Origin of the sequence: Acetobacter oryzifermentans, from assembly GCF_001628715.1 — a bacterium.
Taxonomy (GTDB): domain Bacteria; phylum Pseudomonadota; class Alphaproteobacteria; order Acetobacterales; family Acetobacteraceae; genus Acetobacter; species Acetobacter oryzifermentans.
This window is the reverse complement of record NZ_CP011120.1, coordinates 1,818,156-1,843,491: the sequence shown is the minus strand read 5'-3', so window position 1 is coordinate 1,843,491 and position 25,336 is coordinate 1,818,156. Positions and strand designations below refer to the sequence as shown.

Sequence of the window (25,336 nt, the reverse complement as noted above, 5' to 3'; positions counted from 1 at the left end):
ATCTCAGATGACAAAAAGGAGTTAGCTATAACCATGCAGATAGATACACAGGTCGAATCTGCACTGGTATTGCTGGCGCAGGGTAATGCGGAACAGGCTTTGCGTGTTTTGCAAAACTGCTTGCAGCAGAATCCGGGCCATGCGGGCGCACTGCATGGCATGGCCTGTGTGGCGCGTGCGGATGGAGATAACCGCGCAGCAGTGGCCTTGGCGGCCAAGGCTGTGCAGTTACAGGCCGAACCGCATTTTCATATAACGTTGGGTTTGGCTTTGTTGGCAGAAGGGCAAATAGAGGCTGCACGGGCAGCCATTCATGTTGCTGTTCTTGCATCACCAAGAGACCCACGCGCGCATGATGCTATGGCCTCGGTTCTGGAAGCACAGCATCGTATTGCAGAGGCCGAACGCGCTTTGCGCACGACCATAAAATTGCGGCCATTGGAGCAGGAACGCCATCTGGCGCTGGCAGCTTTTTTGTCCCGCCATGGGCAGTTGGAAAAAGCGATAGAGGTTTCCGGCAAAGCTTTACGGCTGGATACACAAAATCTGTTTGCGCAAAATCTACATGGCATGATCCTGCATGGGGCAGGCAAGGCGGCAGAAGCCGAACCCTATTTTCGGGTTGTGGCCGCAGAGTTGCCAACATCTGCGCCTGCTCTGGCTAATCATGGAGCGGCGTTGTTTGCCACGCGTAGTTATGAGCAGGCCCGAGACGTTCTGGCAAAATCTGTGCAATTAGAACCCGAAGCGGCAGAAACACGCAGCAATCTGGGGCTGGTGCATATGGCGCTTGGGCAGTTGGAAAATGCTGCCCAAGAACTTCAACTTGCGTGTGCATTGCAGCAGAATGATGCCCGCTTGATGCTCAATTACGCTACGGCTCTTGCTGATTTAGGAGAGAATGAGCGGGCAGAGGCATTGTTCCGCAAGGCAGAAACCCTAGCAGGCAAAAGTATGGATGCCGCTCGTGCACGGATGAACCTCGGCGTGTTGTATTTAGCGGAAGGTCGTTTTGCTCAGGGCTGGAAATTGTTTGCGGCACGTCGCCAGATTGTTGCCCCTCCGGCGTGTGCGGCTGGCTTGCCGCAATGGGACGGTACGCCACAGGAAAGCCCGGTGTTGCTCTATGCAGAGCAAGGGTTGGGCGATGTATTGCAATTTCTGCGTTATGTTGCTCCGGCGGCGCGGCGCGTTCCGGTGCTGCTGTATGTGCCGCAAAGCATACGCAGTTTTGTGCAACAGATGGATGTGGCGCGCCTGCCAAATGTAACGGTATGTACAAGCCAGCGCACTTTAAAAGCTAAAGCAGCTTGCGGGCTTATGAGCCTACCTGATGTGCTGGGGATGGAAGCGCCGTTTGCGTGGCAGCCCGATATTGTGGGTGTTCAAAAGTCTGCACCCGGCAAAAAATCTGCTTTGCATGTCGGGCTATGTTGGGCGGGTAACCCCACTTATCAGTTTGATCGCAGGCGTTCGATCAATCCGCAAGTGCTCGAACCATTGGGGCGGCTGAATAATATTGTGTTTCAGTCTCTCCAAAAAAATGCGGAAGCGCAGCAAACTCCGTTTCCAATGGCACAATTGCCGCCAGGGGATGTGCTGGACACATTCCGTATTGTGGCGGGGCTGGATGTGGTGATAACCGTGGATACGATGATAGCGCATTTGGGTGGTTTACTCGGGCTGCCCGTGTTGCTGCTGGATCGCTTTGGTGGAGACTGGCGCTGGGCGGCTGGTTCCACCATTACGCAACCAGATGGAGAGGTGCGAAGCCTGTGGTATCCTTCCGTTAGGGTTATTCGCCAGCCTCAGGCCGGCGAGGGTGATGCCCCGTGGCAGCCCTGTATCGCCACTGTTGTGCAGGTTTTGCAGAAGATGGCTGAAAAACGCACAGATATGGTGCCCTAAAGGCTGTTGCCGCTGTGCGAGAGCACTTTATGATAGCGGTATGACACGCATTTCCTCCAAAGGCGCTACGCCGGCAATGGCGCAGTGGTTCACCCTCAAGGCCGAAAATCCTGAAGCCCTGCTGTTCTTCCGTATGGGCGATTTTTACGAACTGTTTTTTGATGATGCCACGGCTGCCGCTGCCGCGCTGGATATTGCCCTAACAGCACGCGGCACACATGCGGGGGAACCGATTCCCATGTGTGGGGTGCCTGTGGCGGCGGCCCCAGCTTATCTTGCGCGTTTGATCCGGCGTGGTTTCCGGGTAGCGGTGGCAGAGCAGACAGAAACACCCCGTAAAGGCAGGCCAGCAAACAAGGGGCCTTTGGCGCGTGGTGTTGTAAGGGTGATTACCCCTGGCACGCTAACAGAAGATGAATTGCTGGAACCGGGGCGTTCCAACCTTTTGCTTGCGCTGGCGCTCACAGCGCCGCAGGGAAAAGGCAAAAAAGCTGAGGCATCCTTTGCGGATACAGTTATTGGCGCGGCGTGGATTGATGTTTCAACCGGCTTATTTGAAACTGAAAGCCTGACAGGCAAGGGGCTTCCCGCGCTTTTAGGCCGTTTGGACCCTGCGGAAGTTCTTGCACCTGCCGTTCTCAATCTGGCGGATTATGAGGCCCGCCGTGCGCCGGAAACTGTGGCATCTGGCGCAGATACGGCCCGCCAGCGTTTGGCCAGTGCCTTTGATGTGGCCAGCATAGAAGCCTTTGGCACTTTTACGGATGAAGAAAGCGTGGCCGCTGCCATGGCGGTGGAATACGTTCAGCGTAGTCAGGCTGGCAAGTTGCCACGTTTGGCACATCCTGTTCCGCAAAATGAAAGCGGGATTCTGGGTATAGATCCGGCCACACGGGCCAGTTTGGATATTTTGCGTGCGCGGGATGGAGGGGATGAGCACACGCTATTTTCCGCCGTAAACCGTACGGTCAGTGCCGCAGGTGCGCGTATGTTGGCAGAGTGGCTGGCGGCCCCACTTACACATGCAGGCCAGATTGCTGCCCGGCAGGAAGGTTGGTGGTGGCTGAAAGAAGATTCTGTGCGGCGTGAGGCGTTGCGTGGAATACTCAAAAAAGCACCGGATATTGCTCGGGCATTAGGTCGCTTATCCCTTGGGCGTGGGCAACCGCGAGATCTGGCCGCCATGCGCGATGGCCTTATGGTAGCGCGGGAGGCCGCACGTATTCTTACGGCCTCTGCTGCCTCATTACCTCCGGTGTTACATCAGGCGGTTACAAGGTTAGGCGGAGGGCAAGCGCTAGAGGCTGAACTCATGAGCGCGCTGGCAGAAAACCTTCCAGCACGGTTGGATGATGGCGGCGTTATCGCGCAGGGCTATGATGCCAAACTGGATGAATACCGAGGGTTACGAGATGATTCACGCCGTCTGATTGCAGGTTTGCAGGCGAAGTATGCCGCGCATTATGGGCTAAACAGCCTTAAAATCCGCCATCATGCGCAGCTTGGCTACGTGATGGAAGTGCCCGTGGCGGCCAGCGCCAAGCTGAAGGACAAGCCAGAACTTATCTTGCGCCAAGGCACAGCCAGCAATGCGCGTTTTGCTACAGAAGAACTCTCAACGCTGGATGCCCGTATAACCGAGGCTGCAGAAAAAGCATCTCAGCGTGAAAAAGAGTTATTCAGCGCGTTGGTAGAACAGGTTCTGGCAGAACGCAGTATGCCGGTTTTGGCTCAGGCCTTGGCTGTGCTGGATGTTTTGCAATCCTGTGCAGATCTTGCGGGAAGTGGCACGTGGTGCCGGCCAGAGGTGACGGAGGATTTCGCATTCGCGTTGGAAGGATGCCGCCACCCGGTAGTAGAAGCAGCCTTGCCAGCCGGCACGCGTTTTACACCCAATACGTGTGATCTGGCACCGCAGCAGCGGGTTATGCTGCTAACAGGGCCAAATATGGCCGGTAAATCCACCTACCTGCGCCAGACAGCGCTAGCAGTTATTCTGGCGCAAGGAGGGTTCCCCGTTCCGGCAGACCGGGTTCGAATCGGAGTGGTGGATCAGCTTTTCTCTCGCGTAGGGGCTTCGGATGATCTGGCGCGCGGGCGCTCCACTTTTATGGTGGAAATGACGGAAACTGCCGCCATTCTTAACCAAGCCGGCCCGCGTTCTCTTGTTGTGGTGGACGAGATTGGGCGCGGCACGGCCACATTGGATGGTTTGGCAATAGCATGGTCTGTGCTGGAGGCTTTGCATTCAAGCGTGCGCTGCCGTGCAATCTTTGCAACGCATTTTCATGAACTTTCGCGCCTAGTGGATACACTTCCGCGGCTTTCTTTGCATACTATGGCGGTGCGGGAATGGCGGGGGCAAATTGTGTTTTTGCATGAAGTGCTTGCAGGATCAGCCAAAAAAAGCTGGGGTGTACACGTTGCACGGCTGGCTGGTGTGCCGCACGCTGTGGTGGATCGGGCAGGGCGCCTGCTGCGGGAGTTGGAACGTGCTGAAAATACAATACCCGAACCTCTTCCGTTGTTTGACACGCAGAAGGCATTACCCCCAGAGCCCCAAAATACGTTAAGTAAACGTTTGATAGAAATCGACCCGGATAGTCTGACACCCCGCGCAGCGCTGGATCTTCTGTACGAATTGCGCAAGGAAGCGGCGCAGGAAGAACATGCGCAAGTGGCAGACTAAACACTATGACGCCAGACCCCATTCAGGAGCAGAACTCGCCTCTCATGCCCACCCCTTCCGTAGAGCCTGCCGCAGCGCAGCAGTCCGACATGACCATGCTGGCAACCCTAACGCCAGAAATGCTTTCTGCGTGTCTGACGCGGGAATTAAGAGATGCAACACCGGAAGATGCGGTTATTCCTGAACGGGATGATGCTGTTGCCATTTTCCGCCGTCATCTTGGGCGGTATCAGGCGGATATACGCAACCGTTTTGAACGGCATGAACTTAAAGGCGCTGGGGCAGCCAAAAAGATAGCTGTTTTTACCGATGTTATGGTGCGTGCCATTGTTGATCTGGCCGTACGCGCCACCATTGGGGCGGGCACTGTAGAAAGTGGCATGCTGCCCAGCTTTGCCATTGCCGCCACGGGTGGTTATGGGCGCGGGCTTTTGGCCCCGTTCAGCGATATTGATCTGCTGTTTCTGGTGGCGGAAGAAAGTGCAGAACGGGCACATCCTCTTATTGAATACGTTCTATATTTCCTGTGGGATCTGGGTGTGAAGGTGGGGCATGCCACCCGCACAATCAATGAATGTATTGAAGAAGCTAAAAAAGATACCACAGTGCGCACCGCGCTGCTTGATGCGCGTTTGTTGGCTGGGGATTCAGCCCTTTTTGCCACGTTTGAGGCCCGCTATATTCTAGCCTGTGTGGATGCAGGTGCCGCTGGCTTTATTCATGATAAACGGCGTGAACGTTTGGAACGCCACCGGCGGTTTGGTGATAGCCCGTATCTGGTAGAGCCCAACATAAAGGAAGGGCGCGGGGGGCTGCGTGATCTGCAAACCCTGTACTGGATGTGCCGCAACACTTTTGGCACGCGCCATGTCAAAGATCTTCTGGCTCCGGAATTTATCTGGATGGGGCTGCTCACAGAGCAGGAAGCCGCACGTGCCCGCCGGTCTTGGGACTTTTTGTGGACAGTGCGTTTGCATCTGCACTACGTGGCAGGGCGTGCAGAAGAACGGCTGACCTTTGACATGCAGCCCGTTATTGGCGCACGCATGGGATATACCCGGCACGGGCGCCAAAATGGGGTAGAGCGCTTTATGCGCCACTACTTCCTGACAGCCCGGGAAGTTATGCGGTTAACCCATGTTTTAGAACCCGCTGTGCTTCGGCAGGCCCAAGGGCCGGTGGCCAATGCCGCCAAGCCAGATGAAGCTATGCGGCAAGCCGGGTTTACCTTACTGGATGGCCAGATTCTGCCTGATCGTGGCGTAAGTTTCGATCAAGAACCCATTAAAATGATGCAGATTCTGGATTGGGCGCGTGTGCGCCGCCGTCCGCTGCACCCGTTGGCGCGGCATCAGCTCATCCGGTGGGAGCGGCGGGCTACCAGCCTGCGGGATAACCCGGAAGCCGCGCGTATTTTCCTTGATCTGCTGTGTGGTGATGAATCCACGGTGGAGCAAAAACCACGCCGTCGTCCGACAACGGCTTCTGTGCCTTCCGTAGTGGAAGAAAGTGGTTTGTCCTATTCTGCTGCTTATGGGGAATATCCGCCAGCAGGGCATGCGCACTGGCTGCATATTCTGAACGAAACCGGCATTTTTGGCCGTCTGATTCCAGATTGGGCGCGCATTGTCGGGCAGATGCAGTTTGATACGTACCACGTGTTTACGGTGGATGAGCACACCATAGAAGCCGTGCGTATTCTGGATGAAGTGGCCTCTGGCCGCATGGCGGATGAAATCCCCATTGCCTATGAACTGGTAAAAGGGCTGCATTCCAAACGGGCGTTGTATATGTCCGTTCTATTGCATGATGTTGCCAAGGGCCGGGGTGGAGACCATTCTGAAATCGGGGCAGAAATTGCGGCTGAACTTTGCCCGCGCTTAGGTATGTCCGGCGAAGAAACAGAAACTGTTTCGTGGTTGGTGCTGCATCATCTGCTGCTGAGCCATACAGCGTTCCAGCGCGATATTGATGACCCCAAAACCATTTTGGATGTGGCAGACATTGTGCAGTCTCCAGAACGTCTGCGGCTGCTGTTGCTGCTGACTATTGTGGACATGCGCGCCGTGAGTTCCCGCGTGTGGAACGCATGGAAGGCCACGCTGCTGCGTGAGCTATATGTGCGTGTAGCAGAAGTTCTGGCCGGTGGTCTGGCCACCACGGAACGAGATGTGCGCGTGCGCCATGCCAAGGAAATTACAGCCGATATTCTCACTGAAGAAGGCGTTCCTCAAAAGGATATCGAACGCTTTTTAGGGCTGGGTTACGCTGGTTACTGGCTTTCCTTCGACTATGAGACACATCGCCGCCATGCACGGCTTATCCGGGCGGCAGATGCCAAGGATGCACCACTTACGGTAGAAGTGCTGCCTCTGCCTGCGCGTGGGGTGACGGAAGTAACCATTTACACAGTGGACGTGCCGGGCCTGTTTTCCAAAATAGCAGGGGCTTTGGCTTTGGCAGGGGCTTCCATTGTGGATGCGCGTATTCATACCATGACACACGGCATGGCGCTGGATACGTTCTGGATTCAGGATACCTCTGGACAGGCCTATGAAGAAACACACAAGCTTGCCCGTTTGGCATCTTTAATCGAGCAGGGCTTAAGCGGCCATATTGATATTAGTGAAGAAATTGCGCGGGCCGGATTTGGGCACATGCCCATGCGTATGCGGGCCATTCATGTTCCGCCACGTGTGGTGATAGATAACGGCATTTCCAATACTTACACCGTTATTGAAATCAACGGGCGCGATCGTCCCGGCCTACTGCATGATGTCACGGCCGCCATGAGCCGTGAGAACCTGCAAATTGCCTCTGCTCATATCACCACGTATGGTGTGCGAGCAGTGGACGTTTTTTACGTAAAAGACCTGTTTGGCCTGAAAATTACGGATAAAAAACGGCTGGAGGAAATCCGTGAGCGCTTGCTGGCCGGGCTGAAGGAAGCTGAAGCCGAGGCCAGCGCTTGCGCAGATGCCCGCTATTCAGCCTGAAAAATCAGGCTGAAACAGGGTGGTGTCCGGGGCTGGCAGCGGAAAGACCGTGGTTAAGCCCCGTGCGTAGCTGTTGGCCTGCTAATGTGTTGGCATCTATCAGGCCATGGCGCAGGAACAGATCAATCAGTACCAGATTGACGTTGAACTTAAATTCATCCGTATCTCGCACAATCTGAAACACTTTAGCTAGCGGCAACAGCGCGAAAGATTCCACTTCGCCATCAGCGGCTTCTGGCTCAAAGCTTTCAGGCAGGTAGAGATCATAACAAACAAGAATATCTCGCCTTAGTCCTTCTGGCCGCTCCATGGCGTAAACCAGATGCCCCGTTTCCTGTGCCTGAGCTACAAGATTGTGGGGAATGCTGGCTTCTTCTGCTGCTTCCTTAATCAGGGCTTCACGCGGGGTGTGGCCTGTAGGTACGCCGCCTGCTACCAAGTGGTCTAGCTTGGAAGGGTCTAGCCGCTTGTTTGCAGCCCGGCGTCCTGTCCACAGATAAAGACCGTCTGCTTTGCGCACCAGCCCGTTCATGTGCACGCCCGTGGCCACCAGCCCAAAAAGAGGCAAGGCTCCACGATCAATGCGGGCAATGGCAGGTTCACCTACATCTGTTCGCACATCAAACAGTTCGTGGTGGGAGCGGTAAAAACCTTCTTGCGCCAAAGCTTCACCCAAAGCTTCCAGCTTGCTCGGGTCTGGCAGGTTAAAACCTGTTGTGCGGTTGCCCAAGCCTGCTTTTTCCAGCCTGTCGAACAGTTCTGGCGTAATCCACCCGGCAGATGTGCCAGCCAGAGAAAAAGGGGCACGTTTGCCAGGAATGATAGCAGTGTTGCACTGCCTGAGATGCCGAAGAAAGGGCGTGGTGTCGGGGGACATGGAAACAAAATCCTGTTGAACTGTGCCGAGCGTGTTTAAGGTTGTTATCGGGTGTGGCAAAGGCGGTGGCAAGGTGTGGCGGGGTTGCAAAATGCGCCCAGCATGGCACATGCGAGTTATGCCACCACGTCGCGCGGCTGCCGGGCCGCTTAAAAAGCCGGTTTCCATCACACTTTCGCGTTTGCTGCCATATTTGTGGCCACAGGAAAATCGTGCCCTGCGTTGGCGGGTTGTGCTGGTTCTTGTGGTTATGCTTGGGGGCGAACTGGCCACGTTGGGTGTTCCGTTAGTTTACAGCCAGGTGGTGGATAGGTTTACGCATCCTCACTCGCTGGCCATGGCGCCTGCGGCTTTAATTCTCTGTTACGGATTGGTGCGGCTGGTTTCCGCGGCCCTTACCAATTTGCGAGATGCTTTATTTGCGCCAGTCCGGTTTAGGGTGGCAAGGCAGGCGGCTTACCGCAGTTTTGAGCATATGCATGCGCTCTCCTTGCGCTTTCATCTGGATAGGCGCACCGGAGGGGTCACGCGTGCTATTGAGCGCGGGACAGAGGCCGTGGAAACGCTGCTGCGGATGATCATGTCTATTTCCCCCACCATCCTGCAGGCGGCGTTGGTGATGGTGGTTATCTGGCGTGTTTTTAATTGGCAGTATGTGGCGCTGATGGCGCTGATGATTGCGGCCTACATTCTGTTTACCGTACGGTTTACATCTTGGCGGTTGGGAATCCGGCGTGAGATGAATGAAACCAACAGCGAGGCCACAGGCAAGGCGCTAGATAGCCTGCTGAATTACGAAACCGTAAAATATTTTGGCAACGAAACGCACGAAGCCCAAAGGTATGATAGTGCACAGGCGCGCTACGAACAGGCCGCGCGCAAAACGCAGTATTCCTTAGGCTTTCTCAATTTCGGGCAGGCAGCCATTATCGCTTTGTCTCTTACGGCCATTATGCTGTTGGGTGGGCACGATATTGAGGCCGGGCGCATTACGGTTGGCGAGTTTGTTATGGTCAACACGTATCTGCTGCAACTTTATGGGCCACTGAATTTTCTGGGTTCTGTCTATTCTGCCATTCGCACTGCACTGGTTGATCTGGAACACATGCTAGGGCTGACGGAAGAGGAAGTGGAAGTTGCAGATCCTGCGCATCCTCTCCCTATAGCCACACGCTTGCAGGTTTCTGCGCCTGCACGGGTGGCGTTTAGGGATGTGCATTTTGGATACCGGCCAGAGCGTGAAATTCTGCACGGTATCAGCTTTGAGGTGGCGCCGGGCCGTAAGGTTGCCATTGTAGGCACGACAGGGGCGGGGAAATCTACCATCAGCCGGTTGTTGTTTCGGTTTTACGATGTGTGGTCGGGTTCTGTGTTGGTAGATGGGCACGATGTGCGCGATTATCGGCAGGCAGACTTGCGTGCCGCCATTGGTGTGGTGCCGCAGGATACCGTGCTGTTTAACGAGAGCATTGGTTACAACATTGCCTATGGTCGCTTAGGGGCTACACCGGCAGAGGTGCAGCATGCGGCCCAGTTGGCGCAGATACATGATTTTATCATGTCCTTGCCCGAAGGGTATGAAACACAGGTGGGTGAACGCGGGCTTAAACTGTCCGGCGGAGAAAAGCAGCGAGTGGCCATTGCCCGCACGATTTTGAAAGACCCACGCGTTCTTGTGCTTGACGAGGCCACGAGTGCGTTAGACACACATACTGAAAAAGAAATACAGGCAGCGCTTAAAACGGTTTCCGCACGCCGCACAACTCTTGTTATTGCCCACCGTTTGTCCACCATTGTGGATGCAGACGAAATTTTGGTGATGGCCAAGGGGCATATTGTTGAGCGTGGCACGCATGCAGCCCTGCTGGCCCAGAATGAGGTGTATGCATCCATGTGGGCTGCTCAGGGGGGAGAAAGCGGGCAGGAGACGTGATAAAAGGCGGAGGCCTGCTGGTAAGGCTTGGCTGTGTCTGACGAATCGCGCGCCCGCAGAGAATGTGGGACGCAGAAAAATGAAGGATCAAAAGAGATGACCGAAACAGCAGGGCAGACTCCCGCAGCAGGCCCGAACATGGATGTGCCCGAAGATCTGGCGCGGTGCGATATGGTTATTCAGCACGCTATTGAACATCTGCGGAGTGAAAAATATCCGCCGCTGGCAGTGGCATCCGCTCTTTTGGGTAATTCTGTAGGTATTCTTGCCCAGATTATGGATAAGGACACCGTTTTGCGCATTCTCGATTCAGCTGCTCAGAGCGTTAGATCGGGTGAAGTGCATGCGTCTGTTCGGGCACAGACCGGGCAGGAAAACGAGAAAGCCTGAGCACAACCCTTGACTGAAAGCCGTGGCTAAGCCATAAGCCGCGCCAATCCTGAATGTGGTCGCCGGGCGCTTGTCTCGGCCCTCTGTTCCTATTTTGTATAAGACAAGGATGAGACAATGTCCCGTCGTTGCCAGATTACCGGCAAAGGTGTGCTGACCGGAAACAACGTCAGCCACGCTAACAACAAATCCCGCCGTCGCTTCCTGCCGAACCTGCAGGATGCGTCCTTGGTTTCCGAAACTCTGGGTTCTGCCGTGCGTATGCGCGTAAGTGCTCGTGGCCTGCGCACCATTGAACACAATGGCGGCTTGGATGCATTCCTGCTGAGCACGCCTAACCGCAAGCTTCCTGAAGAAGCACAGGTCATCAAGCGCCGCGTTCTGCGCGCTCAGGCCAAAAAACAGGCAGCCGCAGGCGCCTGATTCAGGGGTTTACCTAATTCAGTGGAGCCGGATCTGCTCTTTTGGTGGAGTGGGCCGGTTTCTGCGGTGTAGATGTCTGGCAAGGTGCCAGACATCGTCGTCTATCGGCCGGTTTCCGGCAGCCGGGTTTCCTGAAGATTTTAACATCACAGGTGCCAATACGGCGCGCGGCGGCCACAGGCGCGAAGGGATTCCCATTCGCGCCTGACCTGTTTTCTGGAGGTTTTCGTGTCCGCCACATCCGATCTGTCCAAGATTCGTAATATCGGTATTACCGCGCATATTGACGCAGGTAAGACGACCACGACCGAACGTATGCTGTACTACACCGGTGTTTCCCATAAAATTGGTGAAGTGCACGAAGGTAACACCACAACAGACTACATGGCTCAGGAACGTGAGCGTGGTATTACCATTACGTCCGCCGCCGTGACCTGTGAGTGGGACGGCCACCGTATCAACATTATTGATACGCCCGGACATATCGACTTCAACATTGAAGTGAACCGCTCCTTGCGTGTGCTCGATGGGGCCGTGTTCATTATTGAAGGTGTGGCTGGTGTGCAGCCGCAGTCCGAAACCAACTGGCGTCTGGCAGACCGTTACAAGGTGCCTCGGATCATCTTCATCAACAAGCTGGATCGTACCGGTGCAGACTTCTACCGTGCATTTGATACGCTGAAAGAAAAGCTGGATATCGTTGCTATCCCGCTGCAGCTGCCAATTGGCGCAGAAGACAAGTTTGTTGGCGTTGTTGATCTGGTGGAAATGAAGGCTATCGTCTGGGAAGGCGGTGAACTTGGCGCGAAGTTCCACGATGAAGAAATTCCGGCTGACCTGAAGGAAAAGGCTGCAGAAGCACGCCAGAACCTGCTGGATACAGCTCTGGCTGTTGATGATGCAGCCATGGAAGAATACTTCGAAAAGGGTGACGTTTCTGTTGAAACCCTGAAGCGCTGCATCAAAAAGGGCGCTATTTCTGGCGAATTCCGTCCGGTTCTGTGCGGCACGGCGTTTAAGAACAAAGGCGTGCAGCCTCTGCTTGATGCCATTATCGACTACCTGCCAGCGCCGGACGATGTTGAAGGTATTCGTTGTGCTCCGCCGGAAGGTGAAGAAGACGACGAAAAAAACCAGCCTATCATTCCGGTTGACCCCAATGGTAAGTTTGCTGGTCTGGCCTTTAAGATCATTAACGATAAGTACGGTACGCTGACCTTTGTGCGCGTTTATCGCGGCGTGCTCAAAACCGGTGATACGGTTCTGAACACCACCAAGGGCCACAAGGAACGTATCGGCCGTATCTATCAGATGCATGCTGATAAGCGTGAAGAACTGACAGAAGTGCACGCTGGTGACATTGCTGCATTTGTGGGTCTGAAAGATTCCCAGACAGGTGATACGCTGGCAGATCCGGCAGATCCGGTTGTTCTGGAACGTATGTCCTTCCCGGTTCCGGTTATCGACATCTCCGTCGAACCGAAAACCAAGGACGCAGTGGAAAAGATGACACTGGCACTGCAGAAGCTGGCTGGTGAAGATCCCTCCCTGCAGCTCAAGACCGATCAGGAAACAGGCCAGACTATTCTGTCCGGCATGGGCGAACTGCATCTGGACATCATTATCGACCGTCTGCGTCGTGAATATGGTGTGGATGCAAATGTGGGTGCACCGCAGGTGGCATACCGTGAAACCATCACGCAGCCGCATACGGAAACCTATACCCATAAAAAGCAGTCTGGTGGTTCCGGTCAGTTCGCTGAAGTGAAGATTGAGTTCCAGCCGGTTGAACGTAACGAAGGTATCCTGTTCGAAAACAAGGTTGTTGGTGGTTCTGTTCCCAGAGAATACATCCCGGCCGTTGAAAAGGGTATTCGCGTTCAGTCTTCTACTGGTGTGCTGGCAGGCTTCCCGACAGTGGACTTCAAGTTCACGCTGCTTGACGGTAAGTACCATGACGTTGACTCGTCCGCTCTGGCGTTCGAAATCGCGGCTAAGGCTTGCTTCCGTGATGGCATGAAAAAAGCTGGTCCGGTTATTCTGGAACCGATTATGGACGTGGAAATCACCACCCCGAACGATCACGTCGGTGACGTGGTGGGTGACCTGAACCGTCGTCGTGGCATGATCCAGAGCCAGGAAACCTCCGGCTCCACCGTTATGGTGCGTGCTTATGTGCCGCTGAAAGAAATGTTCGGCTACATTTCTCACCTGCGCTCCATGACGAAGGGCCGCGCTTCCTTCACCATGCAGTTCCATCATTACGATCCGGTGCCGCGCAACGTTGCTGAAGAAATTATGGCTCAGTCCAAGTAATTTCAGCCGTTTTTCGGTTTCGGAATATAAAGGCCGCTCCCTGTAAAGGGGGCGGCTTTTTTATTGTGCAAAACCAGATTACGTTGCGTGCGCTAAATACAAAGCGGCATGGTATGGCATGAATATGTCATGCGCTGGGTATGTGTGATGGCGCAGAAAAGAAACGGAAAGACGAGCAAGATGCCGAAGCTGTTTGAATGTGCAATGGATGAGACCGCGCAGAAAACACGGGTAAACCGGCGTGCGCTTATGCAGTTTACGCTGGGGGGCATGGCATCGGGGTTTTTTGCCCATAAAGCCTTTGCTCAGGCTCCTTCGTTGGCTTTTGCATCGTCTTCCGTAGATAAAATGCCGCCTATCAATGGGGTGTATGATTGGCGTGCTTTACCGCCCACACCCTTGGCGCTGGAAGCTGAAAGTGGTGGCTTACCTGTTGATACGGGCATGGTGCCAGCACAAGGTAAGGCCCAATTATATTATGCATCGGCGGGGGAGGGTGTGCCCGTCATGCTATTGCACGATGGTTTGGCCAATTCCAATTATATGGGAGACCTTGCCCGTGCGCTTTTGCGTGCCAGATGCCGTGTGATTGTGATGGATATGCGTGGGCATGGGCGCAGCACAATGGGGGCTTTGCCCTTGGGGTATGATTTGCTGGCCGATGATGTGCTCACAGTTATGGCGTTTTTACACCTGCGGCGCGTGGCCTTGGTGGGATGGGGGGATGGCGCAGTGCAGGCGCTAGACGTTGGTATGCGCCACCCCAGCAGTGTCAGTCGGATATTTGCTTTTGCACCGTGGAGCACGCCAGATGGTCTGCTCGCACGCGCAGGAGATATTCCTGCTTACAAATCTTTTATGGAAAGAACCCGGCAGGAATACAGGCAGCTTTCTTCCACACCACATAGGTTTGGAGATCTGGAATCTACAGTGCAGACTATGCGCAGCAGGCAACCCAATTGGACGGATGCAGATCTTATGCGGATAACAGCACCGTTATGGGTGGCTGCCGCAGATCATGATGGTATTGTGGGGCGTGTTCAGGCCGAGCATATGGCGGCTACGGTAGAAGGGGCAGGGCTCTTGGTGCTGCCTAATACCAGCCATTTTGCATTTTTGCAGAATCCGCAGCTCTTTACGTTGGCTGTGGAGAGCTTTCTAGGGGGCAGATAAAGTGCGGGGCCACCATTAAGGCAGCCCCTTATTTTATAAAAAGACCTCAGCCAAAAGCGCCGATATTGTGCATGATGGCGACGCTGATTTCACGAATAAGCTCAAACATCTGTTGCATTGGCACAAAGATGTCTCTGTGCTCGCGCTCGTAAATACCTTCTTCGCGCGGGCCGCGTGGTTCATGAAAATCAAGGTTGGTTGGGCCAGTGCTGGTGGGGAAGATATGCTCAAGCTCTTCCAGCACAACCGAAATATCCAGACACAGTATATGCTGCATCATGACATCATGGTTAAAGCCCCCACGGGGCATAAAGAAGGGCACACGGCATGCCAAAAGCCATATTTGCTCAATAAGCATAATGCGGATGGCATGCAGAAGCCGGATTTGAGGCTCTGTGCGTGGTGCGTGCTCCCAAGCTTCTCTTAACGCAAGATGGTCGGCCTGAATGCGGCGGAACATAGTGAGAAGTTCGGCTGATAGGTCTAGCTTTTCCAGATCCTGCATCAGGGAAAGAAAAGCCTTCCGACGAGCCGGTGTTTTTTCCTCGGTAGCGCGATCGAGCCAGAAGCCAGGGTCCAGCAAACAGACAACGCTTTTCAGAACCTTGTCATCCGAGCACGCAAGACCATGTTGGGCAAAATCCAGAGCACGATGAAAACGCGGGCTGGATGTACGGAATGTTTCAAAGGTTTCCGGGTGGCGGCGTACGGCTGCTCCCAAGCCTTGCAAGGTGTTGGCGCACCATCCGAGTTGCTGAAGGATCGCGTTGTTGGGAATGGCGCGTAGCTGGCTGGGGTGAGTAATACGCTTATGGGTTGCGCTTTCTGCACTTTGGCGAGCAGGTGGCCGAGAGCCGGTTCTATCAATAAGGGAAGGCCCAAAAGCCCCCAGCAACGCGGCATAACCGGGGTCTTCCACCAGTTTTTTCATGCCCTCGCTAATGCTGGAGAAGAAATCAGCCGAAAAATCGGGCTGATCATAAATAGGGTCTTCTTCCTGCCGTAAGGGTAGAAACAGGTTTTCCGCAATGGTGGCCATTGTGGCGCCTGCCAGTTCCGGCGTACCAAAAAGGAGATAGCCATCTCCCCCCTGAAAAGCTGTTTCCTCACGGCAGGCAATGCCTGTGGCTTTAAACCGCGCCCGCACATGGGGTGGGGAAAGGTAATCCAGCCGATCTGCCATACGGAAAGGGTGCGCGCCGCGGCCTATGCTTTCACCGTGGGTATCAAAAAACACCACGGTAATATCCTGCATATTCCATCGAACCAGCAGATCATGGATGCGCAGGCGCAGGCGCTCTATCTGATACGTTGCGGCCAACTGGCCGACATACCGCCCAGAATCGGAATATCCAAACTGGAAGCACATGCGGCCGATACGACGGATATATGCACGCCATGTGGGAGAACGCAGGGCTTCTTCCACAATGTGCTCACCGTTCATAAGGGCATCTTCAGTTTCAAACAGTGGCGAGATTTCAATTTTATCTGCCACGCCAAAGCAGGAAGCCACCCATAGGGCGGAGAGCAACGTGTAGCCGGTTTCTGTTTCTGCAATCAGAAAGCGAACAGGCGTATCGGAATCGATAAATTTGACCATTTGCGCAATGGTCATCATCAACCGCCCAGCACTGGAAGGATCGCTTAGCAGTGCGCCAAAATCCACCGGGACAGGCGTAACAGTTTCTAGCGCCTCGTTAATCTGGTTCAGCAATGCTCGGCGATGGGCCGGGTTGTTGGGGTCATCCAGCAGGTTTAGCTTCTGACGCACAAAGTTATGAATCTGGGAGGCATTGAGCCGCACATGTGTATGGGCCAATCCCAGCCCATGCGCCACAAACCCAGCGCGGGCAACAGCAAGTGGAATGCGTGCAGAAGGCGGCGCTGTATTAATGGCAGCCTCAAGCAAGCTATCTAGTTCTGCGGTGTGTGTTAGTGCTGTATTGCGCTGAGAAACCAGAAGTTTTGCAAAATTTGCCACAGCTTGCGCATCGCCAGGGCCAGCAGGAACAGCGCTAATTTGTTCTTTTACGCAGGCAATGGCCCGTTGCAGTTTTTCTGTGAGTTCCGGGGCCAGTAAGCCTTCGTGCATGATCTGGCTTTCCAACCGCATCAACTGGAACAGTTTCATACGTAGGCGTAGGCGTAGAGTATCCCACCATCCAATATCTGTGCGGCCATCGGTATCGTAGCCAACCCAACTGGTTGCAATAACCGGGCAGGGCTTCAGTCTTGTCCATTCCTGTGGCCAACGGGTGGCAGCTTCTTCCAGCAGAGCAGTCGCTAACAAATCCATGGCGTCACGCGCACGGGTGATGGCTTGTGCAGCTAGTGTAAACTCTTCTTCCAGCGTAGGAGGCGTAGAACGTCTGTGCGTTTCAAAAAACGGTGCTTCCTGCGGGGGGATGGCTTGGGATGCACTTTCTGCCAAAGCCGCGTACACTGGGTTGCTGAGGGCAAAAGTAGGGTGTGCTGTAAAAACCGCTGCAAATTGAATGGCGGAAATGCGATCCTGATACTCTGTAAAAGAACCGGTAGGGCATGTGTCTGCTACCGAACGTGCAACATTACGAAGCTTTTCTTGTGTGGCTTCAAGTGTTGCACCGCCTACATATCGGTGCAGTTTACGGGCACGCGCCAGAAAGGCTTCATCACGGAGCTTTTGCACCAGGCTTACAATATCTGCCTGTGAGATTTCCTTGTTGGCAAAAGCTTCTCCCAGTCGGAGCGCGATACCCATAACAGGATTTGTGCCTTCAGCTGCTATGCCGACATCTGGCCGAGCAGTGGCGGACGCAAGGATACTGTCCAAACGGGAAAGAGAAGATGTGTTATCCATAGTCATAAGGGCGTCCTGAAGGTTCCTGCAGTAAAACAGTTATAAAGCCGGAATGAATCGAAATAACAACGAAATAGCTTGAAAAGAATGATGAACAACTTTTCACGTCTATGTTTTGTATGCAACCAGCTCACGCACTCTTGGGGGTGTTTGCGCACAGTGCTATTGAGTGGGATATGATATCTCAACCTCATCAGGACGCGGATTTCGCTGCCCGCCAGACACTGCGGCGATACAAAAATGCAGCTACAGGGCTGGTTGGCCTTATGGCTGGGGTAACGGTGTTGGGGTATGCAGCACCAGCCGCCGGATGGGTAAGAGATGGATTCTGGCTGGAAATGTTGCGGGCTGGGGCGCGGGCAGGCGTTGTAGGCGGCTTGGCAGACTGGTTTGCCGTGGTGGCGCTATTTCGTCGGCCTATGGGTTTGCCCATTCCGCACACCGCTATTTTACCTGCACAAAAGGATAGGCTTGGCCGCGCACTGGGGCGGTTTGTTGCGGGGCAGGTGTTTACCCAAAAGGAAGTTGAGCGCGTATTGGGGCAGGTCGATCTTCCTGCTTTTTTGGCGGATATGCTGGATGATCCCGGCACGCGGGATGCTTTGGTAAAATCCATAACACGCTCTTTGCCCCAAATGCTGGACAGGCTGGAAGATGGGCGCGCCAGCAATGCAGTTGCCCGTGTTATGCCCAAGCTATTGGGTGGCAGTAATCTAGCACCTATTATTGCGCGTGCCCTGCGCAGCCTTGTGGATGATGACAAGCATCAGGAAGTACTCTCCTTTCTGCTTGAGCAGATCAAGGATGCGTTACAATCCAAAGAAGGCGCGCTGCGCCAGATGATTGAAGAGCGCGTGCGTGAACAGGGCGGTCGTTTGCTTGGTTGGGCCATTGGTGGATCTATTGCCACCAAGGTTTTGTTGGCAGCGGCCAAGGAACTTGAGCGAATCGACCCACAGAATTCTAGCCTGCGTGAAGGCTTTACCAACTGGGTGCGTGGCCAGATTGACCGCATAGAAACGGACCCTGAAAAGGGAAAAGAGTTTTCCCAAACCATTATGAGCGTGCTTTCCCATGAAAGTGTTGTGGGGTGGTGGGGAGACATCTGGCTGCGCTTTCGGCGTATGGTGGAAGCAGATGTGGAAGATCCAGAAGGCCGCATAGCATCCGTGGTGCAGGATGCGCTTGAACGCATGGCTGCCCAGATGCGCTATGATCAGAACATGCGGCAACGGATTATGGATAGCGTAAACCGCACTGTTTTGAAGATGCTCCCTTTCATGCGTGAACGTATGGCAGAGTTTATTTCCCGTGTGGTTTCTGGCTGGAATGCTGTGGAAATAGCTGAAAAACTGGAACTTCGGGTTGGTAAGGATCTGCAGTTTATCCGGTTTAACGGCACCCTGGTTGGCTTTGGTGTGGGGGCGCTGCTTTTTGCTGTATTGCGGCTTCTATTTGGGTTGAACGCGCAATAAGGCAGCCGATCACGTTTGCGCTGGATGCTTTTGTCCGCTTGTTTTGGGTTGACGCAAGGGCAGTGTGTCGCCATGTATCCGAAACAGGACCGCTCAGGTCTTTAATTGGGTCAAGGGCAGATAATGCTGAAACTTTCCCGCCTGGCGGATTATGCAATCGTCATCTTGGTAAAACTGGGTGAGCAGGAAGGCGTTGTAACGTCTCCAACACTTGCAGCTATTACAGGGGTGCCAGAGCCAACAGTGGCCAAGGTGCTTAAGGTGCTGTCTGCGCATGGGTTTGTGCTTTCCCAGCGTGGGGCAAAGGGCGGATACCGCCTTGCCAGACATTTGGCAGATATTTCTGTTGCCAGTGTTATTACAGCCGTAGATGGCAAGATTGCGCTCACAGCCTGTGTAGATGGCGGAGAGTGTGATACCGGCGTGTCGTGCGGTCTGTGTGGCAGTTGGGATACCATTAATCAGGCCATACGAACCACGTTGGAGGGCATTTCCTTGGAAAGCATGCGCAGCAAGGCATCGTGTTTTTCAAACATGCCACGATCCAATACGCAGCCCAGCGCTGCTATGCCACGTGAGGGGATCTGAACCATGCCGGCAGTTACTGAAACCCGCGAAGCGGTCGAAAAGCTCGGCCAGTCCACTTACAAGTGGGGCTTTGAAACAGATATTCAGATGGATCTCGCCCCAAAAGGGTTGAATGAGGACATCGTCCGCCTGATTTCTGCGCGTAAGAACGAACCAGAATGGCTTCTGGAATGGCGCCTGACGGCATTCCGCAAATGGCAGTCCATGCAGGAGCCTACGTGGGCCAAGGTTTCTTACCCGCCGATTGATTATCAGGATGCGCATTACTATGCCGCTCCGCGCAAGAAAGAAGGCCCGAAATCTCTGGATGAGGTTGATCCGGAACTTCTGAGAACCTACGAAAAACTGGGTATTCCCCTACATGAGCAGGCTATGCTGGCAGGTGTGGAATTGCCCGAAGGTGAAACGGCGCGTCCACCTGTTGCTGTAGATGCGGTGTTTGACAGTGTTTCCGTTGTCACCACTTTCCGTAAAACCTTGGAAGAAGCAGGGGTGATCTTCTGCCCTATTTCTGAGGCCGTGCAGGAACATCCAGAACTGGTGCGTAAATATCTGGGCAGCGTAGTGCCGGTGGCAGATAATTTCTATGCCGCCCTTAACTCCGCGGTATTTACCGATGGCTCTTTTGTGTACGTGCCCAAAGGGGTGCGTTGCCCGATGGAGCTTTCCACCTACTTCCGTATCAATGCGCGCAATACAGGGCAGTTTGAGCGCACCCTGATTGTGGTGGAGGATGGTGCTTCCGTTTCCTATCTGGAAGGTTGCACAGCCCCTATGCGGGATGAAAATCAGCTACATGCGGCAGTGGTGGAGCTGGTGGCGATGGAAGATTCTTCCATCAAATATTCCACGGTGCAGAACTGGTACCCCGGTGATTCCGAAGGGCGCGGCGGTATCTACAACTTTGTGACCAAGCGTGGCGCGTGCCGTGGGGCTCGCTCCAAAATTTCATGGACACAGGTGGAAACAGGTTCTGCCATTACATGGAAGTATCCATCCTGCATTTTGCAAGGTGATGGATCTGTGGGTGAATTCTATTCCGTGGCTGTTACCAACAACTGCCAGCAGGCAGATACAGGCACGAAGATGATTCATATCGGGCGCAATACCCGCTCCACCATCATTGCGAAAACTATCAGCGCAGGGCGCTCAGACAGCACATATCGCGGTCTGGTGCGTGTGCAGCCCAAGGCTTCTGGCGCACGTAACTTCACCCAGTGTGATAGCCTGCTGATTGGTGATGAATGCGGCGCGCATACTGTGCCGTATATCGAAAGCCGGAACATGGCAGCGCGTATTGAGCACGAAGCCACAACATCCAAGATTTCAGAAGATCAGCTTTTTTATTGTCGCCAGCGCGGCCTATCTGAAGAAGATGCGGTTGGGTTGATTGTAAATGGTTTCTGCCGGGATGTTCTTAAGGAACTGCCCATGGAATTTGCTGTGGAAGCACAGAAACTGTTGCAGATCAGCCTTGAAGGCAGCGTAGGCTAAGGGAGTACAGAACATGAGCCAGTTTTTGGAAATTTCCGGTCTGTGCGCCCGGATTGATGCCGATGGGCAGGAAAAGCAGATTCTCCGTGGTGTGGATCTCACCATTCCGCCGGGTGAAGTGCATGCCATTATGGGGCCGAACGGGTGTGGTAAATCTACCCTTTCCTATGTTCTGGCCGGGCGTGAGGATTACGAGGTTACGGCTGGATCTGTTACCTTCAAGGGGCAGGATCTGCTGGCTATGGAGCCGGAAGAACGTGCTGCTGCGGGCCTGTTTCTGGCGTTCCAGTCTCCTATTGAATTGCCGGGTGTGAATAACGCCAATTTCCTGCGCACGGCGGTAAATGCTGTGCGCCGTGCCCGTGGGTTGGAAGAACTGGATGCCGTTGCATTTCTGAAAATGGCGCGTGAGGCTGCCAAGTCTCTCTCCATGGCGCCGGATATGCTCAAGCGTAACGTCAACGTTGGGTTCTCTGGTGGTGAAAAAAAGCGCAATGAAGTGTTGCAGATGACACTTCTTCAGCCTTCTTTCGCCATTCTGGATGAAACCGATAGTGGGCTGGATGTGGATGCCCTGCGTATTGTGGCGGAAGGGGTGAACCGTTTGCGCTCACCAGATTTCTCTGCACTGGTTATTACGCATCACCAAAAGCTGCTGGACTATCTGGTGCCAGACCGCATTCACGTTATGGCCAAAGGCCGGATTATTCTTTCTGGTGGGCCAGAACTGGCCAAGAGAATTGATCAGGAAGGCTACACCAAGTTTCTGACGGAGGCGGCGTGAACGCGATCAGCAAAGATATGAGCGGCCCTCTATCTTCGTTCGCGCAACGCCTGAACGATGTTGAAGGGGTAGAGCAGCAAGCAGCCATTGGCGCACTGCTCAGAACCGGCTTGCCAGACAGGCATATAGAGGCGTGGAAATATACCAGCCTGCGCCCATTAGCCGCGCAGGAATTTCAGGCCCCACCAGCGCAATATGATGCAGCGCAGGCAAAAAGCCTGTTGGATAACCTGCTTAGCAAGCATGATACGGTGCAGTCTGTGCCACGCATTGTGTTTGTAAATGGCCGATTTGTGAAAGATCTCAGCCTTCTGCCAGAAGGTGTGGATGTTTCCTTTTTTAGCCAGAACAATCTGGCATCAGATGTGCAGGCCAGCCCGGATAGAGATCCTCTTGTGGCGCTGAACACGGCTTTGGTGGAAGACGGTGCCACATTGCACGTTGCCAAGGGTGCAGATGCAGGGCGCGTGCTTCTGATTTCTCTGGGTGTAGCGGGCGATACCGCAATCTCTTTCCACCCACGCCATAGCGTGGTGTTGGAAGAAGGTGCGCATCTTTCCTTGCTGTCACTCAGCGCAGGTGTTGGGCAGTATTTCCATAATCCGGTTATGGAAGTAACGGTGGGAGAAAGAGCCAAACTTTATCATACCACGTTGCAGACAGAAGGACTGCAAGCCATAGTGTTGGCCACAACCTATGTGCAGGTTGCTGGGCATGGCGTTTACAATAGCTTTGCCCTTGGTTTGGGTGGCTTGTTGTCTCGGCATGAAGTGCATGCACGGTTGAAGGCACCACATGCTCAGTTGCATGTAAATGGTGCGCAAAATCTTGCAGAACATCAGGTGGGGGATATCACGAGCGTTATCACCCATGCAGCTTCGGACTGCACTTCCCGCCAGACTGTTCGGAATGTGCTGGATGGCCACGCGCGGGGTGTTTTCCAAGGCAAGGTGCTGGTTGAACAGGTTGCCCAGAAAACCGATGGCTACCAGATGAATCAGGCATTGCTGCTTTCTGAAAACGCAGAAATTGACGCAAAGCCTGAGCTTGAAATCTATGCGGATGATGTGCGTTGCAGCCACGGGGCAACTGTGGGGGCGCTGGATGATGACCAACTGTTTTATATGCGTAGCCGTGGTGTGCCAGAGGCACAGGCCCGCCAGATCCTGATTGCAGCGTTTCTGGATGAAGCACTTTCCCTCATTGAAGATGAAACGGCGCAGGAATACTGCCGCGCCATGCTGGCAATCCGTTTTTCTGCTGAAAGGAAGGCCGCGTAATGTCTCATCCTTCTATTACAGACACATCCGGGCTGGATCTGGCTGCTATTCGTAAGCAGTTTCCTATTCTGTCGGAAAAAGTGCACGATCGCCCGTTAGTGTTTCTGGATAGCGCCGCTTCGGCCCAAAAGCCGGATGCCGTTATCAATGCTATGGTGCACACCATGCACCATCAGTATGCCAACATTCACCGTGGCCTGTATTGGCTGAGTGAACGTGCAACCGAGGCTTATGAAGCTGTTAGAGATCAGGTTGCGGGCTTTCTCAACGCACCTTCGCGGGAAGAAATTGTTTTTACCCGTAACAGCACAGAAGCTATTAATCTGGTTGCGTATTCCTTTGGTTCTCTGCTTACGCCGGGGCAGGCTGTGGTTATTTCCGAAATGGAACACCATGCCAACCTAGTGCCGTGGCAGATGCTGCGTGACCGTATGGGCATTGAATTGCGCATAGCCCCGATTACCGATGCTGGTGATCTGGATATGGATGCGTTCGGCCAGCTTTTGTCTGATGGCAAAGTAGCACTTGTTGCTATTACCCATATGTCCAACGTGCTGGGCACCATTACACCAGCGCGCCAGATTGCTGATATGGCGCATGCAGCCGGTGCGCTGGTGCTGTTTGATGGCAGCCAGGCCGTGGTGCACCACCGCACAGATGTACAGGCTTTGGGAGCAGATTTTTATACCTTTACCGGGCATAAGCTATATGGCCCAACCGGCATTGGTGTTTTGTGGGCGCGGCGTGCGCTACTGGAAGATATGCCGCCATTTATGGGCGGGGGGGACATGATCTCCACCGTAACATTTGAAAAATCCACATGGGCGAATGTTCCACATAAGTTTGAAGCGGGCACGCCTGCGATTGTTGAAGCCATAGGCCTTGGTGCTGCAATTGCTTGGGTGGAAAAGTTTGGTTTTGATGCCATTGCAGCGCATGAACAGGCTTTAACCAGCTACGCGTTGGGGCGTCTGAGCACTGTTCCGGGGCTGAACATTGTTGGGCAGCCTAAAGAGCGTGGAGGCGTTATTTCCTTTACCATGGCAGATGTGCACCCGCATGATATTGCTACGTTGCTGGATCGCAACGGTATTGCCGTACGTGCGGGCCACCATTGTGCAGAGCCGCTTATGCGTCGCTTGGGGCTAACGGCCACAGCACGTGCCAGCTTTGGTATTTATACCATGCAGGAAGAAATAGACGCGCTTGCCGATACGTTGGTGCGTATCCGGGAATTTTTTGTGTGACACAAACCGTGCCAGATTCTGATGCCCTGTATGACCGCGTGATTGTAGAGCGCGCGCGTGCTCCGCAATATGCGGGCAAGCTGGAAGCACCTTCAGTGCAGGGCGAAGGCAAAAACCCCATGTGTGGGGATAAAACACGGGTGGATATCGCACTGGATGCAACCCATATCCAAAGTGTGCGTCACACCACACGTGGATGCGCCATTTGTGCAGCAGCGGCTGATTTAATGGCGCAGCAGGTTTCTGGTTTGGATGTTGCGCAAGCTGTCAGCCTATCTGGTCGGTTTTCTGCCATGCTGGTGGGGCAAAGTTCCCCTGCCGCACCGGCGGATACTTCATTAGGGCCGTTAGAGGTTTTCCAGCCTCTGCGGTCTCACAAGGCACGGATACGATGTGCCGAACTGCCTTGGATTGCGTTAAAGGAGGCGCTTTCTCATGCCGACGTCTGAAGACGTGCATGCTCCCGTTCTACCAGGAGTAGAAAAGGAAGCTAAAACAGCAGAGGCTTCTGCCGATGTGCTGCATGCTGATCATGCACCTGCCGGAAATGAAGCCGGAAAAGTAGAAAGCTGGACACCGGATGAGGGGGCAGAACAGCCCGCTAAACCGCAGTCTGCCGGTGCAGTTTCGGAAGATGCGGTTATTGAGGCGATTGCCACAGTGCATGACCCGGAAATTCCGGTGAACATCTATGAACTTGGCCTGATTTACGCAATCGACCTGTATGATGATGGCCGCGTGCGTATTGAAATGACACTAACAGCCCCCAACTGCCCCAGTGCGCAGGAGCTGCCTGTACAGGTGAAAGAAGCAGTGGAAAAAGTGCCGGGCGTAAAATCCGCTGAAGTGGAAGTGGTATGGGATCCACCGTGGGATATGTCGCGTATGAGTGATGAAGCCCGTCTCGCGCTGAACATGTTCTGA

The 25,336-nt window shown here is 54.1% G+C and carries 18 protein-coding genes; 16 read left to right on the top strand and 2 right to left on the bottom strand.

Going from position 1 to position 25,336, the window contains the following annotated elements; all coding sequences use genetic code 11:
• The first annotated feature begins 33 nt into the window (after positions 1-33).
• Genes WG31_RS08645 through WG31_RS08635 form a run of 3 tightly spaced genes read left to right on the top strand, consistent with a single transcriptional unit; the run spans position 34 to position 7,593 of the window.
• Complete coding sequence (locus WG31_RS08645; RefSeq protein WP_063354266.1) at positions 34-1,908, top strand: tetratricopeptide repeat protein; 1,875 nt, start codon at positions 34-36, stop codon at positions 1,906-1,908.
• 40 nt (positions 1,909-1,948) lie between these two features.
• Complete coding sequence (gene mutS / locus WG31_RS08640; RefSeq protein WP_063354265.1) at positions 1,949-4,597, top strand: DNA mismatch repair protein MutS; 2,649 nt, start codon at positions 1,949-1,951, stop codon at positions 4,595-4,597.
• Positions 4,598-4,602: 5 nt separating this feature from the next.
• Entirely contained in the window at positions 4,603-7,593 is a 2,991-nt protein-coding gene (locus WG31_RS08635; protein ID WP_063354264.1) for a [protein-PII] uridylyltransferase, read from the top strand.
• Positions 7,594-7,597: 4 nt separating this feature from the next.
• Here WG31_RS08635 and WG31_RS08630 read toward each other — a convergent pair whose 3' ends face one another.
• On the bottom strand, positions 7,598-8,470 hold the full coding sequence (locus WG31_RS08630) for an NUDIX hydrolase (RefSeq protein ID WP_063354934.1): 873 nt from the start codon (positions 8,468-8,470) through the stop codon (positions 7,598-7,600).
• 181 nt (positions 8,471-8,651) lie between these two features.
• Between WG31_RS08630 and WG31_RS08625 the strand changes: the two genes are divergently transcribed.
• From WG31_RS08625 to WG31_RS08605, 5 genes are all read left to right on the top strand, one after another.
• Positions 8,652-10,403 carry an ABCB family ABC transporter ATP-binding protein/permease gene (locus WG31_RS08625; RefSeq protein ID WP_063354935.1) on the top strand — a complete coding sequence of 584 codons (1,752 nt, stop codon included), beginning with the start codon at positions 8,652-8,654 and terminating at the stop codon, positions 10,401-10,403.
• Positions 10,404-10,499: 96 nt separating this feature from the next.
• Positions 10,500-10,793, top strand: coding sequence for a hypothetical protein (locus tag WG31_RS08620; RefSeq protein WP_035352632.1), 294 nt, complete (start codon positions 10,500-10,502; stop codon positions 10,791-10,793).
• 117 nt (positions 10,794-10,910) lie between these two features.
• Positions 10,911-11,216 carry a 50S ribosomal protein L28 gene (rpmB, locus tag WG31_RS08615; protein WP_003624085.1) on the top strand — a complete coding sequence of 102 codons (306 nt, stop codon included), beginning with the start codon at positions 10,911-10,913 and terminating at the stop codon, positions 11,214-11,216.
• 228 nt (positions 11,217-11,444) lie between these two features.
• Positions 11,445-13,532 carry an elongation factor G gene (fusA, locus tag WG31_RS08610; RefSeq protein ID WP_006116539.1) on the top strand — a complete coding sequence of 696 codons (2,088 nt, stop codon included), beginning with the start codon at positions 11,445-11,447 and terminating at the stop codon, positions 13,530-13,532.
• 147 nt (positions 13,533-13,679) lie between these two features.
• The gene (locus tag WG31_RS08605) at positions 13,680-14,705 is read left to right on the top strand and encodes an alpha/beta fold hydrolase (RefSeq protein WP_063354933.1); all 1,026 of its coding nucleotides are present in this window, start codon (positions 13,680-13,682) and stop codon (positions 14,703-14,705) included.
• Between the two features lie 46 nt (positions 14,706-14,751).
• Here the strand turns inward: WG31_RS08605 and WG31_RS08600 are convergent, their stop codons facing one another.
• Complete coding sequence (locus tag WG31_RS08600) at positions 14,752-17,550, bottom strand: phosphoenolpyruvate carboxylase (RefSeq protein ID WP_063354263.1); 2,799 nt, start codon at positions 17,548-17,550, stop codon at positions 14,752-14,754.
• A gap of 104 nt (positions 17,551-17,654) precedes the next feature.
• Between WG31_RS08600 and WG31_RS08595 the strand changes: the two genes are divergently transcribed.
• The 8 genes from WG31_RS08595 (at position 17,655) to WG31_RS08560 (ending at position 25,336) form a co-directional block, all read left to right on the top strand.
• Complete coding sequence (locus tag WG31_RS08595) at positions 17,655-19,019, top strand: DUF445 domain-containing protein (RefSeq protein WP_082823173.1); 1,365 nt, start codon at positions 17,655-17,657, stop codon at positions 19,017-19,019.
• A 123-nt stretch (positions 19,020-19,142) separates the two neighbouring features.
• Positions 19,143-19,607: an SUF system Fe-S cluster assembly regulator gene (locus tag WG31_RS08590; protein ID WP_063354262.1), complete on the top strand. Its 465-nt coding sequence runs from the start codon at positions 19,143-19,145 to the stop codon at positions 19,605-19,607.
• 3 nt (positions 19,608-19,610) lie between these two features.
• Positions 19,611-21,101 (top strand): Fe-S cluster assembly protein SufB, encoded by a 1,491-nt coding sequence (gene sufB, locus WG31_RS08585; RefSeq protein WP_063354261.1) that lies wholly within the window; start codon positions 19,611-19,613, stop codon positions 21,099-21,101.
• Between the two features lie 13 nt (positions 21,102-21,114).
• Positions 21,115-21,885 (top strand): Fe-S cluster assembly ATPase SufC, encoded by a 771-nt coding sequence (gene sufC / locus WG31_RS08580; protein WP_006116545.1) that lies wholly within the window; start codon positions 21,115-21,117, stop codon positions 21,883-21,885.
• A 17-nt stretch (positions 21,886-21,902) separates the two neighbouring features.
• Complete coding sequence (gene sufD / locus WG31_RS08575; RefSeq protein ID WP_209439393.1) at positions 21,903-23,165, top strand: Fe-S cluster assembly protein SufD; 1,263 nt, start codon at positions 21,903-21,905, stop codon at positions 23,163-23,165.
• Complete coding sequence (locus WG31_RS08570) at positions 23,165-24,412, top strand: aminotransferase class V-fold PLP-dependent enzyme (protein WP_006116547.1); 1,248 nt, start codon at positions 23,165-23,167, stop codon at positions 24,410-24,412. The genes sufD and WG31_RS08570 overlap by 1 nt, the downstream gene beginning before the upstream one ends.
• The gene (sufU, locus tag WG31_RS08565; RefSeq protein WP_006116548.1) at positions 24,409-24,861 is read left to right on the top strand and encodes a Fe-S cluster assembly sulfur transfer protein SufU; all 453 of its coding nucleotides are present in this window, start codon (positions 24,409-24,411) and stop codon (positions 24,859-24,861) included. Before WG31_RS08570 ends, sufU begins: the two co-directional genes overlap by 4 nt.
• Positions 24,848-25,336 carry an SUF system Fe-S cluster assembly protein gene (locus WG31_RS08560; RefSeq protein WP_006116549.1) on the top strand — a complete coding sequence of 163 codons (489 nt, stop codon included), beginning with the start codon at positions 24,848-24,850 and terminating at the stop codon, positions 25,334-25,336. Before sufU ends, WG31_RS08560 begins: the two co-directional genes overlap by 14 nt.

Coding starts and splice junctions, on each gene's coding strand:
- WG31_RS08645 (WP_063354266.1), top strand. CDS start 34: ATGCAGATAGATACACAGGTCGAATCTGCACTGGTATTGCTGGCGCAG.
- mutS (WP_063354265.1), top strand. CDS start 1,949: ATGACACGCATTTCCTCCAAAGGCGCTACGCCGGCAATGGCGCAGTGG.
- WG31_RS08635 (WP_063354264.1), top strand. CDS start 4,603: ATGACGCCAGACCCCATTCAGGAGCAGAACTCGCCTCTCATGCCCACC.
- WG31_RS08630 (WP_063354934.1), bottom strand. CDS start 8,470: ATGTCCCCCGACACCACGCCCTTTCTTCGGCATCTCAGGCAGTGCAAC.
- WG31_RS08620 (WP_035352632.1), top strand. CDS start 10,500: ATGACCGAAACAGCAGGGCAGACTCCCGCAGCAGGCCCGAACATGGAT.
- rpmB (WP_003624085.1), top strand. CDS start 10,911: ATGTCCCGTCGTTGCCAGATTACCGGCAAAGGTGTGCTGACCGGAAAC.
- WG31_RS08605 (WP_063354933.1), top strand. CDS start 13,680: ATGGCGCAGAAAAGAAACGGAAAGACGAGCAAGATGCCGAAGCTGTTT.
- WG31_RS08600 (WP_063354263.1), bottom strand. CDS start 17,550: ATGACTATGGATAACACATCTTCTCTTTCCCGTTTGGACAGTATCCTT.
- WG31_RS08595 (WP_082823173.1), top strand. CDS start 17,655: ATGTTTTGTATGCAACCAGCTCACGCACTCTTGGGGGTGTTTGCGCAC.
- WG31_RS08590 (WP_063354262.1), top strand. CDS start 19,143: ATGCTGAAACTTTCCCGCCTGGCGGATTATGCAATCGTCATCTTGGTA.
- sufB (WP_063354261.1), top strand. CDS start 19,611: ATGCCGGCAGTTACTGAAACCCGCGAAGCGGTCGAAAAGCTCGGCCAG.
- sufC (WP_006116545.1), top strand. CDS start 21,115: ATGAGCCAGTTTTTGGAAATTTCCGGTCTGTGCGCCCGGATTGATGCC.
- sufD (WP_209439393.1), top strand. CDS start 21,903: ATGAGCGGCCCTCTATCTTCGTTCGCGCAACGCCTGAACGATGTTGAA.
- WG31_RS08570 (WP_006116547.1), top strand. CDS start 23,165: ATGTCTCATCCTTCTATTACAGACACATCCGGGCTGGATCTGGCTGCT.
- WG31_RS08560 (WP_006116549.1), top strand. CDS start 24,848: ATGCCGACGTCTGAAGACGTGCATGCTCCCGTTCTACCAGGAGTAGAA.